Below are 12,396 nucleotides of genomic sequence, written 5' to 3'. Positions count from 1 at the left end.
CCGGCGCGAGTGGTCCGGAAGGACGGACGGTCGTCTCTCCGGAGGCATCCGGCACAGCCGGCCGACGTCGCGGTCTCGTAGCTCAGGTCGGATAGAGCACCGGTCTACGGAACCGGGTGCGGAGGTTCGAGTCCTCCCGAGACCACAGAGCTGTCGTTGTCCTCTGCCCCGAGCCGACATCGGGGGTACGCGGCGACAGCACCCACCGTGGCGCCATAGAGGTGGCCGGGCAACTAGGGCCCGCAGGAATCGGCGCGGCCCGCACAGCGTCAGGATCGGCCCTGACGGCGGGCGACGTGCCGAAGGGGCGGCCCGTCACCAACCCGTGGGCGCGCTCCATTGCGAAGACGCCCGGGAAGATGCTGGACGGCCTGAAGGACAAGGCGCTCGACTTCCTCGGCTTCGGCGGCGACGGAAGCAGCGGAGGTGGAGGCGGCGGAGCCTGACTCCGTCCGGTCAACGTCCCCTTCGGTACCCCCTTCGGTCAGCGCGGCTCGATGTGGTCGTCCGGCCGACACACCGGCCTGGACTTCCCGGCAGCCGTCGGAACGGCGACTCACGCTGTGGCCGGCGGGCGCGTCTCCATGGCGCAGGGCGGGGGACCCTACGGCCTCCACGTGATGATCAATCATGGTGGCGGGCTGTCCTTGCTGTACGCCCACATGTCCGAGATGCTGACGCGAGTCGGCAGCACGGTCCAGGCAGGCGAGACGATCGGCAAGGTTGGGGCGACGGACAACGTCACCGGCCCTCACCTCCACCTGGAGGCGCGGAAGAACGGGACTCCGGTCGACCCAATGCCGTTCCTGACGGGCGGTGGGGGAGGCGGAGGCGGATCCGGCGTCGAGCGCTGGAGGAACGTCGTTCTTCAAGCGCTCCGGATGACGGGCAACTCCCCGCAGTACGCGGACCTCACGCTCCGGCGGATGAACCAGGAATCGGGCGGCAATCCCAACGCCGTCAACAACTGGGACATGAACGCCCGCAATGGCACGCCATCGGTTGGCCTCATGCAGGTCATCGAGCCGACTTTCGAGGCCTTCACCGGCCACATGCGCGGCGTCGGTCCGAAGCTCTACGGTGTCTCGACGAACCCCCTGGCGAACGTGTACGCCTCGATGCTTACGCGATGGGTCGCTATGGCAACCTCCCGAACGCGTACCAGCGACCGGGAGGCTACGCATCGGGAGGCTTCCCCGACGTCGGCGAACTGGCGTGGGTGGGTGAGCACGGGCCGGAGTTGGTTCGCTTCCTGCACCCCACGCAGGTCTACAGCAACTCCGACTCTGCGTCGCTCGTCCGTCAGGCCGCGTCGCTCCAGGCCGGCGGAGGACGGACTCCCAACATCGTCGTGGAGTCCCGCACCTTCCTGGGAGATCGGGAACTCACCGACATCGTGCGCACCGAGATTGACATCCGCGACGCCGACACGGCGCGCGCACTCGAATACGGACGCAACGTCTAACACACACACCCTCACGCGCCCCGCGGATCCGACATGGACCGCGGGGCGCCCCCATTCCTGAGAGAGGTAACACCCGTGAACACCACTACGCCGATCAAGGCTCAGCCAACGCCGTGCGCACACTGCGGCGCCGACGTGCCGCAGACCGCAGGGGCGGGCCGGCTGAAGCGCTACTGCACTCCCGAACACGGCCGACTGTGGCGACGTCACATGCGGGCGCTGGGGTTCCCCATCTAGGCGCTCTTGACGGCCGCTCCCACAGGCGTGGTGGTCGTAGAACTCTGCGCAACTTCAATGACCTTGGAGCAGCCATGTCGCTACGTTACGTAGGTAAGGACCCGAACAGCGAAGAGGAGAACTGCCCGAGCGTCCTCGTCGACGAGCAGACTGGGGACTACGTCCTCCAGGGCTGGACGGCGGACGACGTGACCCGCACGGAGTGTGAGCAGTTCGGCCCGATCGCACCGAACGAGTCCGTGATCCGAATCCCCGCGCGGATGACAGAGCTGCTGAAGGAGGCGATTCGTGTCAAACGAGCATCCCGACGTTCGCTGAGCTCTTGGCCAAGACGTCGCGTCACGCTCTGCACCTGGAGATGCGAGACGTCTACGGCGTCGAGTCGGAGGACGCGGCCTTCGCTGAGTGGAGGGCGGGGGCGTCGAGGGACTTCAGCGATCGCGCGTCCTGGTGGTCAAACTTCCATCAGCTCGTTGCTGACAGCGTGGGCAGGGGTGTTCAGGTACGCAGGGCGCGTGTCGTCTCTGAGTCCGTCTCGGACTACATCCGGTTCGAGCACGCTGGGACGGTGAAGAATCTTGCCGCGGGTGAAGACGTCCGATGGCTGTCCAGGAGCGCCGCATCGGACATCATGCTCCCCGGTAACGACGTCTGGATCTTCGACGACTTCGCGCTGAAGTTCGGGATCTTCGACGGTGACGGGCGGCACATCGGAGGCCAGATGTCCTACGATGCCGACCTCATCCAGCGGTGCACCAACGCGTTCGACATCGTGTGGGAGCGCGGTACCCCACACAGTGAGTTTGAGATCTGAGGCATGTCTGAAGCCCCGTCCGCCCGCATAGAAGAGGCGCGTCAGCGCGTTGCTAAGCGTCTGCGCGATCTTCGCCTAGACGCAGGGCTGACGGGGCAGGACATCGTCGAGCGCACGGGTTGGCAGAAGTCGAAGGTGTCCCGGCTTCAGAACGCCGTGACACCCCCGTCAACTGAGGACATCCGCACGTGGTGTCGAGTCTGCGGCGCAGACGACCAAGCGGTCGACATCATCGAGGCGGCCCGGACTGCTGACTCCATGTACTCGGAGTGGCGTCGACGGAACCGAAGCGGGCTCAGGCCCATGCAGGTTGCAGGGGCGAGCATCCATCGTGAGACGGCACAGATGAGGGCGTACAGCTCCACGCTCATCCCTGGCATGCTCCAGACACGTGCCTACGCCGTAGCGCTCCTCTCGGACATCGCGCGTGCAAAACGCATCCCTGACGACTCTGCGGCGGCTGCGGATGCGCGTGTTGAGCGGTCGACCATCATCCAGGAGTCCGGCCGTACCTTTGCCTTCGTGGTGGAAGAGGCGGCACTCCGACGCCATGTCGGAGGCCCGGACGTGATGACCGAGCAGCTTCTCCACCTACTCGACGCTGCTCGATACCCCGCCGTCTCGTTGGGCGTCATTCCTGCCGGCGCGCCTGCCCGGTGGCCGCTGGAGACATTCACGGTGTACGACGACGAGAAGGTGTTCGTTGAGCTCCTCACGGCTGCATTGACGATCACTGCACCGTCGGAGGTAGCGCAGTGCGTAGAGGCCCACCTTGAAATGACGCGTGCTGCTGTCTTCGGTCCAGACGCATACCGGCTCATCGCAGGGGCTATCCCCGCGCCGTCCTAAGTCGCGTAGAACTCCGTAGAACTGCGTGGAACCGATCACGTCACGCCCCCTACCGTCGGAGACGAAGAGGGGACGGTGTGTGATGGCGGAAGAGGATTGGCAGCCGACGAAGAGTCGGTACGTGGTCGACACGGCAACTGGCGCGCTCGGACGAGTGCAGGAGCGATATGCGGGCAGCGTGTACCTGCGTCCTCCGGGAGGAGGTCGCGAGTGGACCGTTCCGCCCGAGTCGCTCCGTGCTCCGACGTCGGAGGAAATGGCGAAGGTACGCATCTTCACCACCCCCGTCCCGGCGGTGAAGTCGTGAGCGCCGCGGGAACCGTCCTGAGGTTCGTGAAGCACCGCATCACCCGTCACCCGGATTCCGAGCCGACGTTCTCCGCCCGGTGCCTCAACCCGGATTGCGACTGGTCTGTCGCTCCCACGTCTGACGGGGAGCGGGCCGATGTCGACTGCATGGAGCACAAGGGGCGGACGGGGCACGGGATTTTCTCCCGGACGTGCGAGACCGTCGCGGTCGTCGTCCCGGCTGAATAGAGCTCCGCTCCCTCGGTGAGGCCCAACGGCTTGGGGACCGTCCCGAGCCGGGGGAGCGGGATAGGCCCGCACGGTGCGTCTCGCGAGCGCCCGTGTCGGGAGCGGGCGGGGGTGCCCGGTGAGGTCGGAGTGCCCCCGCCCGTGCAACACCCGACGTATCGACGAGAAGGGAATCCACCATGGCCAAGCGGCCGGAGTTCGAATTCGTCAAGACCGAGGCGTGCCGTGACGCACGTGTGGGGAACTGCCCGGAGGTGGCCGTGAACGTTCCGGGCATCGTCGCTCTCCGGGACAGCGATCACCCGCTCCACGTTCTGGAGCTCTCTACGGCAGACTGGGCGGTCCTGTCGGGCGCCGTGAAGGCCGGCGAGTACGACCTGACCGACTGAGAGGCCGCTATGCCGCAGTGTCCCCGGTGCGCTCACGTGGGCCTACAAGACCCTGTCTCTGGGGCATTGTGGTGCGCGGCGTGCGGCGAGTTCTACGGCCTCCAGGAGGCCCCGTGTAGCGGCCTGTGGAGCCGCCGAACGCACGCCACCCGTAGCCCGGTCCGCCGACGAACGCACTGACCCCGACGGGCCCCTGACTGCCCCGGTCGTCCTTCTCCCCCGTGGAGGGCGACCGGGGCTTTTGCGTGCCACGATGGATGTATCAGCAGGTCAGAGACCCATAGCCAGTTAGGTGGCAACGTGGTATGTTCTTCCGTTCCGACCACTACCTCAGCATGGGTTCGGGGGGCGGGCTGCCGGGACCGACGGACGCCTGGATCACCCTGGCCGGCCTGGCCCGGGAGACGAAGCGGATCCGGCTCGGCACGCTGATGACGGCCGGCACGTTCCGGCTCCCCGGGGTCCTGGCCATCCAGGTCGCCCAGGTGGACCGGATGTCCGGCGGGCGGGTCGAACTGGGGCTGGGCGCCGGCTGGTTCGAGGAGGAGCACAAGGCCTACGGAATTCCGTTCCCGAAGGAGAGGTTCGGCCGGCTGGAGGAGCAGCTGGCGATCGTCACCGGCCTGTGGGAGACGGAGGTCGGCAAGACCTTCAGCTACCACGGGGAGTACTACCAGCTCACCGACTCGCCCGCGCTTCCCAAGCCGGCCCGGTCCAGGGTCCCGGTGCTGATCGGCGGGCATGGCGCGAGCCGTACGCCGCGGCTGGCCGCGCGGTACGCGGACGAGTTCAACATCCCGTTCGCGTCCGTCGAGGACAGCGAGCGGCAGTTCGGCCGGGTCCGGGCCGCCGCCGAGGCGGCCGGCCGGGCGGCCGGCGACCTGGTGTACTCGAACGCGCTGGTCGTCTGCGTCGGCAAGAACGACGCCGAGGTGGCCCGCCGGGCCACAGCCATCGGCCGGGACGTGGACGAGCTGAAGGCGAACGGGCTCGCGGGCTCGCCCGCCGAGGTCGTCGACAAGCTCGGGCGGTACGCGGCGATCGGCTCCTCCCGGGTCTACCTCCAGGTCCTGGACCTGGAGGACCTGGACCACCTGGAGCTGATCTCCGCCCGGGTCCAGTCACAGCTGGGATGAGCGGGGCGCAGCGATGAGACCGGTCCGTACGCTTGCCGAAGCCCTCGGGGCGGGGGTGCTCGTCCTCGACGGCGGGCTGTCCAACCAGCTGGAGGCGCAGGGCTGCGACCTCTCGGACGCGCTGTGGTCCGCGCGGCTCCTCGCCGACGGACCCGAGCAGATCGAGGCGGCCCACACGGCGTACGTACGGGCCGGTGCGCGGGTGCTGATCACCTCCAGCTACCAGGCGACGTTCGAGGGCTTCGCCCGGCGTGGCACGGACCGGGCGGAGGCGGCACGACTGCTCGTCCGCAGCGTGGAGCTGGCCCGGAGGGCAGCGGAAGGGGCGACGGGGGAAGGGGAGGGGGCGGGGGCGGGGGCTCCCGGGGAGGTGTGGGTTGCCGCGTCCGTCGGGCCGTACGGGGCGATGCTCGCGGACGGCAGTGAGTACCGGGGACGGTACGGGCTGTCGGTGGGTGCCCTTGAGCGGTTCCATCGGCCACGGATCGAGGTGCTCGCCGGGGCGGCGCCGGACGTGCTGGCCCTGGAGACGGTGCCGGACGTGGTGGAGGCCGAGGCGCTGCTGAGGGCGGTCGAGGCGTGCGGGGTGCCGGTGTGGCTCTCGTACACGGTCGAGGGCGGGCGGACCCGGGCCGGGCAGGACCTGGCGGAGGCCTTCGCGGTCGCCGCGGGGAACGACCAGGTGGTGGCGGTCGGGGTGAACTGCTGCGACCCGGCCGAGGCGGGGGACGCCGTCGGGCTCGCCGTGGCCGTCACCGGGAAGCCGGCCGTCGTCTACCCCAACAGCGGGGAGCGCTGGGACGCCACGGCGCGGGACTGGCGCGGGGCCATGGCCTTCGACCCGGCCCGGGCCGTCGCCTGGACCGCGGCGGGAGCCCGGCTCGTCGGCGGCTGCTGCCGGGTCGGACCGGCGACGATCGCCGCGCTCGCAGACGCCCTGGCGGGGAAGGACGCGGACACCGGCTGAGGCGGCGCCCCCGAGACCCGGGCGCGCGGAAAATGCCTGGTGGGGCGGGGAGGGGCGAACCATACTCGAAGGTGTGTTCCTGACGATCAGTACCTACGGCAACCCGGAGCGACCCGCGACCGATCTCGGATTTCTGCTGCACAAGCATCCCGAGCGGGCGCAGGCGTTCATGACCTCGCACGGCACGGCGCACGTCCTCTATCCCGAGGCGAGTGCCGAGCGGTGCACGGCGGCACTCCTCCTGGAGGTGGACCCCGTGGCGCTGGTGCGCCGCGGCAAGGGCAAGGGCCGGGGCGGCGCCCCCGACTCGGCGCTCGCGCAGTACGTCAACGACCGGCCCTACGCGGCGTCCTCGCTGCTCGCCGTCGCGCTCGCCAAGGTCTTCAAGACGGCGCTGCACGGCGAGTGCAAGGCGATGCCCGAGCGGGCCGCCGCGCCGCTGCCGCTGCGCGTCGAGGTTCCCGCGCTTCCCGCCCGGGGCGGCGCGGAGCTGGTGCGGGCGCTGTTCGGGCCGCTGGGCTGGGACATGGTGGAGGCCGAACCGGTGGCCCTGGACGGGGAGTTCCCCGAGTGGGGCGACTCGCGGTACGTGCGTCTGGTCCTGGAGGGCGAGCTGCGGCTCGCGGACGCCCTCAACCACCTGTACGTCCTGCTGCCGGTCCTCGACGACGCCAAGCACTACTGGGTCGCGCCCGACGAGGTCGACAAGCTGCTGCGCGCCGGTGACGGCTGGCTGGCCGGTCACCCCGAGCGGAAGCTGATCACCGCCCGCTACCTCTCGCGCCGCTGGGGCCTGGCCCGTGAGGCGACGGAGCGGCTCGAACTGGTCCGGCTCGCCGAGGCCGAAGGACTGGACGTCGAGGACGTCGACAACGCCGTCGACGAGACGACCGACACGGAGGAGCGTCCGGTGCCGCTCGCCGAGCAGCGGCGTCAGGCGATCCTCGGCGTGCTGACCGGGGCCGGTGCGGCGCGTGTGCTCGATCTCGGCTGTGGGCAGGGGCAGTTGGTGCAGGCCCTGCTCAAGGACCCGCGGTTCACCGAGATCGTGGGTGTGGACGTGTCCGCGCGTGCTCTGAGCGTTGCCGCGCGCCGGCTGCGCCTCGACCGGATGGGCGAGCGGCAGGCCGCGCGGGTGAAGCTGACGCAGGGCTCCCTCGCGTACACCGACAAGCGGCTCGCCGGTTACGACGCGGCCGTGCTCAGCGAGGTGATCGAGCACCTGGACCTGCCGAGGCTGCCGGCCCTGGAGTACGCGGTGTTCGGCTCGGCCCGGCCCCGTACGGTCGTCGTGACCACGCCGAACGTCGAGTACAACGTGCGCTGGGAGTCGCTGCCGGCCGGGCACGTCCGGCACGGCGACCACCGCTTCGAGTGGACCCGCGAGGAGTTCCGGACCTGGGCGGCGCGTGTCGCCGGGCAGTTCGGGTACGGGGTCGAGTTCGCCCCCGTGGGACCGGACGACCCGGAGGTCGGCCCGCCGACGCAGATGGCCGTGTTCACCCGAACCGAAACCAGTACCGACACCAGTGCTGAACCCCGTACCGAACCCCGTACCGAATCCCGTACCGACGAGGCCTTGAAGGAGGTCACGGTATGACCCGCACCCTGCCCGTCACCGATCTCTCCCTCGTGGTGCTCGTCGGTGCCACCGGTTCCGGCAAGTCCACCTTCGCCCGGCGCCACTTCAAGCCGACCGAGATCGTCTCCTCCGACTTCTGCCGCGGGCTCGTCGCCGACGACGAGAACGACCAGTCCGCGAGCAGGGACGCCTTCGACGTCCTGCACTACATCGCGGGCAAGCGTCTGGCGGCGGGGCGGCTGACCGTCGTCGACGCCACCAACGTGCAGCAGGAGGCCCGGCGTCAGCTGGTCCAGCTGGCCAGGGAGCACGACGTGCTGCCGGTCGCGATCGTCCTCGACCTGCCCGAGGAGGTGTGCCGTACGCGGAACGCCGCCCGGTCCGACCGGGCGGACATGCCGGCGCGCGTCATCCAGCGGCACCGGCGGGAGCTGCGCCGTTCGCTGCGCGGCCTGGAGCGCGAGGGCTTCCGCAAGGTGCACGTGCTGCGTTCGGTGGAGGAGGTCGAGGAGGCCGAGGTCGTCCTGGAGCGGCGCTTCAACGATCTGCGGCACCTCACCGGCCCGTTCGACATCATCGGCGACATCCACGGCTGCCGCTCCGAGCTGGAGACCCTGCTCGCGAAGCTCGGGTACGTCGACGGGCACCACCCCGAGGGGCGGACGGCCGTCTTCGTCGGCGACCTCGTCGACCGGGGCCCCGACTCGCCGGGCGTGCTGCGCCGGGTCATGGCGATGGTCGCCGCGGGCGATGCCCTGTGCGTCCCCGGCAACCACGAGAACAAGCTCGGCCGGTGGCTCAAGGGACGGAAGGTGCAGGAGACGCACGGACTGGCCGAGACCATCGAGCAGTTGGGGCGGGAGAGCGAGGAGTTCCGCGGGGAGGTGGCGGCGTTCATCGAGGGGCTCGTCTCCCACTACGTCCTGGACGGCGGGAACCTCGTCGTCTGTCACGCAGGTCTGCCGGAGAAGTACCACGGCCGGACGTCCGGGCGGGTGCGTTCGCACGCGCTGTACGGGGACACGACGGGCGAGACGGACGAGTTCGGGCTGCCGGTGCGCTACCCGTGGGCGGAGGAGTACCGGGGCCGGGCCACCGTCGTGTACGGGCACACCCCCGTGCCCACCACGTCGTGGATCAACAACACCCTCTGCCTCGACACCGGCGCGGTCTTCGGTGGGAAGATGACCGCGCTGCGGTGGCCGGAGCGCGAGCTCGTCGACGTACCGGCCGAGAAGGTCTGGTACGAGCCGGCGCGGCCGCTCGTCACCGAGGCGCCCGGCGGGCACCAGGGGCGTCCCCTGGACCTGGCCGATGTGCACGGGCGGCGGACGGTGGAGACCCGTCACCTCGGGAACGTGGCCGTGCGCGAGGAGAACGCGGCGGCCGCCCTGGAGGTCATGAGCCGGTTCGCGGTCGACCCGCGGCTGCTCGCGTACCTGCCGCCGACGATGGCGCCGACCGCCACCTCGCGCGTCGAGGGGTACCTGGAGCACCCGGCCGAGGCCTTCGCCCAGTACCGGGCGGACGGCGTCGAGCGGGTCGTGTGCGAGGAGAAGCACATGGGCTCCCGGGCCGTGGCCCTGGTCTGCCGCGACGAGGAGGCGGCGCGCGAGCGCTTCGGCGTCACGGGGGTGACCGGTGCGCTGCACACGCGTACGGGTCGGCCCTTCTTCGACGACGCCGCCGTCACCGAGGAGGTCCTCGGGCGGCTGCGGACGGCGATCGGCGCGGCGGGGCTGTGGGACGAGCTGGACACGGACTGGCTGCTGCTCGACGGCGAGCTGATGCCGTGGTCGCTCAAGTCCGCGGGGCTGCTGCGCGCGCAGTACGCGGCGGTCGGCGCGGCGTCCGGTGCGGTCCTGCCCGGGGCGATCGACGCCCTGGAGCGGGCGGTGGGGCGCGGGGTCGAGGGCGTCGACGGGCTGCTCGCCCGGCAGCGGGAGCGGGCCGTGGACGCGACGGCCTTCACCGAGGCGTACCGCAGGTACTGCTGGCCGACCGAGGGTCTTGAGGGCGTGCGGTTCGCGCCCTTCCAGCTGCTCGCGGCGCGCGGGCGCTCGCTCGCGGCGGTGCCGCACGACGAGCAGCTGGCCTGGCTCGACCGGCTCGTCGAGCACGACCCGACCGGTCTGCTCCAGGTCACCCGCCGGCTCGTCGTCGACACCGGCGACGAGGCCTCGGTCCGCGCGGGCACCGACTGGTGGCTGGAGCTGACCGGGGCGGGCGGCGAGGGCATGGTCGTCAAGCCGCTGGCCGCGCTCGTCCGCGACGCGAAGGGCCGGCTCGGGCAGCCGGGCGTGAAGGTGCGGGGCCGGGAGTACCTGCGGATCATCTACGGTCCCGAGTACACCCGCCCGGAGAACCTGGAGCGGCTGCGGCAGCGCTTCCTCGGCCACAAGCGGTCGCTCGCGCTGCGCGAGTACGCCCTCGGCCTGGAGGCCCTCGACCGCCTCGCCGCCGGCGAACCGCTCTGGCGCATCCACGAGGCCGTCTTCGCGGTCCTCGCCCTGGAGTCGGAACCGGTCGACCCGAGACTCTGAAGACTCCGACCCGCCCCCGCCGGCGGCCGTGTCGGCGCGGGGATTCCGGACGGTGTTCGCGAAGCCTTCACGAAGGCTTCGCGAACACCGGCGGGGTGCTGCCGCGGGGGGCGCAGGGGGGCCGGACGCGGCGCTCCCCTGCGCCCCCCGTGCTCGTTGGCGCGTTTCTTCCGCACCCTCTAGCGTTCTTCACCCCATGACGTGACACAGTGTCAATAGTGTGGCGCAGCACGCCACATGAGGTGGGAACGCACACGCGAATACGCCGGTCGGCGACCGGCGGACGGTCTTCCCCGGAGGGCCCGCGGACGGTACGGGGGTGAGCGGCGATGAGTCTCTTCGGTCAGGACCGCACCTTTCTCCACGCCCTCCCCGCGGCCGACCGGCGGTCGCTGCTCGCCGAGGGAGCCCGGCGCGTCTACGAACCCGGGGAGGTGATGATCCGCGAACGCGACACCACCGCCTACGTCCTCGCGCTCCTCTCCGGCTGGTCCGTCGTCTCCGTCGGCACCGAGCGCGGATCGCGGCTCATCCTCGCCCTGCGCGGCGCCGGCGAGGTCGTCGGCGACCTCGCCGCCGTCGACCAGGGCCCGCGCAGCGCCACCGTCACCGCCCTCGGCACCGTCGAGGCCGTCGCCATCTCCGGCGACCGCTTCCGCCGCTTCCTCGCCGCCCGGCCGCACGCGACCGCGCTGATCATGCGCCAGCTCGCCACCCGGCTGCGCAGCGCCGACGTCGAACGCCGCGCGCTCGCCTCCGAGACCGTCCTCCAGCGCCTCGCCGCGCGCCTCCTCGAACTGGCCGAGCGCGCCGGACGACGGGCCGACGGCGGGACCGTACTCGAACTTCCGCTGCCCCAGCACGATCTGGCGGCGGCCATCGGAGCCACCCGCGAAGCGGTGGCCAAGGCACTGCGCCTGCTCCGCGAGCAGGACGTCGTCCGCACCGCGCACCGCACCGTCGTCGTCCTCGACATGCCGGTCCTGGTGCTCCTCGCGCAGGGGCGCGCACGCCCCGGCGGAAACCCGGCGGACGAATCTCCGCCGGGTGTGTAAACGGCTACATCGCCGGTCGCGGCACGCGGCCAGTCTGGACACGCGCACCATCACGGCACCACACACAGGGAGTCCGAGAGTGAGCAGTGCGGAAGTGAACGGGGTAGCGGGCGGGATCCACCGGTTCGTCGTCTTCGGCGACATCTGCGGTTCCGGGACCCTGGACATCGCCGGGAAGGAACTGCACCGGGCCGCCATGTACGCCGCCTTCGACGAGGCGTACGGCTCCGTCGGCGTCGAGCCCGGCACCTTCCACCAGGAGGACCGGGGGGACGGCATCCTCGCCGCCCTGCGCCCCGACGTGCCGCCGACGCTCATGGTAGGACGCTGGATCGACACCCTGTACGAGAGCCTGCGCGCCCACAACACGGGCCGGAGCCGCCGCCTCCGGCTGCGGATCGGGATGAACGCCGGGCTCGTCGCCCAGGACGGGCACGGGCTCGTCGGCCGTGCGGTGGACCTCGCCGCCCGGCTCTGCGACAGCGCCCCCGCCAAGCGGATCATGGCGGAGAGCCCCGAGGTCGACCTCCTCGTCGTCGTCTCCGACTGGCTGTACGGGAACGTGGTCGCCGAGGGCGGGCGGTACGTCGAGCCGGCCCACTACCGGCCGGCCCGCATCCGCTCCAAGGAGACCGACGAGACCGCGTGGTTCCACGTACCGCGCAGGACCGCTCCGCCGCTGACCGGCGGCGGCGAGGAGGGGTCACGGACCGGGGGTGGGGGGGGGGGGGGGGGGGGGGGAAAATCCCAAAAACGGGGGGGAGGAAGGAAGGGGCACACCAGGGGGGGAACGCTCGACAGCCCCAGCAACAACCCCCCCAG

The 12,396-nt window shown here is 70.9% G+C and carries 12 protein-coding genes, 1 tRNA gene and 1 pseudogene; all 14 read left to right on the top strand.

Going from position 1 to position 12,396, the window contains the following annotated elements; genetic code table 11:
- The first annotated feature begins 71 nt into the window (after positions 1 to 71).
- A tRNA-Arg gene (locus ACZ7HT_RS20460) sits at positions 72 to 145 on the top strand.
- A 151-nt stretch (positions 146 to 296) separates the two neighbouring features.
- On the top strand, positions 297 to 446 hold the full coding sequence (locus ACZ7HT_RS20455; protein ID WP_471167573.1) for a hypothetical protein: 150 nt from the start codon (positions 297 to 299) through the stop codon (positions 444 to 446).
- 51 nt (positions 447 to 497) lie between these two features.
- Positions 498 to 1,055, top strand: a pseudogene (locus ACZ7HT_RS20450) (peptidoglycan DD-metalloendopeptidase family protein); the annotation flags it as partial.
- Between the two features lie 74 nt (positions 1,056 to 1,129).
- Positions 1,130 to 1,465 carry a hypothetical protein gene (locus tag ACZ7HT_RS20445; RefSeq protein ID WP_471167737.1) on the top strand — a complete coding sequence of 112 codons (336 nt, stop codon included), beginning with the start codon at positions 1,130 to 1,132 and terminating at the stop codon, positions 1,463 to 1,465.
- Between the two features lie 538 nt (positions 1,466 to 2,003).
- Complete coding sequence (locus tag ACZ7HT_RS20440; RefSeq protein WP_471167721.1) at positions 2,004 to 2,516, top strand: DUF6879 family protein; 513 nt, start codon at positions 2,004 to 2,006, stop codon at positions 2,514 to 2,516.
- Positions 2,517 to 2,519: 3 nt separating this feature from the next.
- Positions 2,520 to 3,365: a helix-turn-helix domain-containing protein gene (locus tag ACZ7HT_RS20435; protein WP_471167570.1), complete on the top strand. Its 846-nt coding sequence runs from the start codon at positions 2,520 to 2,522 to the stop codon at positions 3,363 to 3,365.
- 75 nt (positions 3,366 to 3,440) lie between these two features.
- The gene (locus tag ACZ7HT_RS20430) at positions 3,441 to 3,902 is read left to right on the top strand and encodes a DUF7848 domain-containing protein (protein WP_471167567.1); all 462 of its coding nucleotides are present in this window, start codon (positions 3,441 to 3,443) and stop codon (positions 3,900 to 3,902) included.
- A gap of 179 nt (positions 3,903 to 4,081) precedes the next feature.
- Positions 4,082 to 4,291 (top strand): DUF397 domain-containing protein, encoded by a 210-nt coding sequence (locus ACZ7HT_RS20425; protein ID WP_471167565.1) that lies wholly within the window; start codon positions 4,082 to 4,084, stop codon positions 4,289 to 4,291.
- 305 nt (positions 4,292 to 4,596) lie between these two features.
- A complete protein-coding gene (locus ACZ7HT_RS20420) occupies positions 4,597 to 5,427 on the top strand; it encodes an LLM class F420-dependent oxidoreductase (RefSeq protein WP_471167562.1) in 831 nt (276 codons plus the stop codon).
- Between the two features lie 13 nt (positions 5,428 to 5,440).
- Positions 5,441 to 6,394 (top strand): homocysteine S-methyltransferase, encoded by a 954-nt coding sequence (gene mmuM / locus ACZ7HT_RS20415; RefSeq protein WP_471167560.1) that lies wholly within the window; start codon positions 5,441 to 5,443, stop codon positions 6,392 to 6,394.
- Positions 6,395 to 6,467: 73 nt separating this feature from the next.
- A complete protein-coding gene (locus ACZ7HT_RS20410) occupies positions 6,468 to 7,994 on the top strand; it encodes a 3' terminal RNA ribose 2'-O-methyltransferase Hen1 (protein WP_471167559.1) in 1,527 nt (508 codons plus the stop codon).
- Complete coding sequence (locus tag ACZ7HT_RS20405) at positions 7,991 to 10,519, top strand: polynucleotide kinase-phosphatase (protein ID WP_471167556.1); 2,529 nt, start codon at positions 7,991 to 7,993, stop codon at positions 10,517 to 10,519. The genes ACZ7HT_RS20410 and ACZ7HT_RS20405 overlap by 4 nt, the downstream gene beginning before the upstream one ends.
- A gap of 329 nt (positions 10,520 to 10,848) precedes the next feature.
- Positions 10,849 to 11,574, top strand: a complete 726-nt coding sequence (locus tag ACZ7HT_RS20400; RefSeq protein ID WP_471167553.1) for a Crp/Fnr family transcriptional regulator — start codon at positions 10,849 to 10,851, stop codon at positions 11,572 to 11,574.
- Positions 11,575 to 11,653: 79 nt separating this feature from the next.
- On the top strand, positions 11,654 to 12,396 hold a 743-nt coding region (locus ACZ7HT_RS20395), incomplete at its 3' end, for a nucleotidyl cyclase domain-containing protein (protein ID WP_471167551.1).

The sequence above is a fragment of the Streptomyces sp. NPDC037410 genome, from assembly GCF_055602235.1.
Note: the sequence above shows the minus strand (reverse complement) of the source record. Positions and strands in the feature narration are given on the sequence as shown.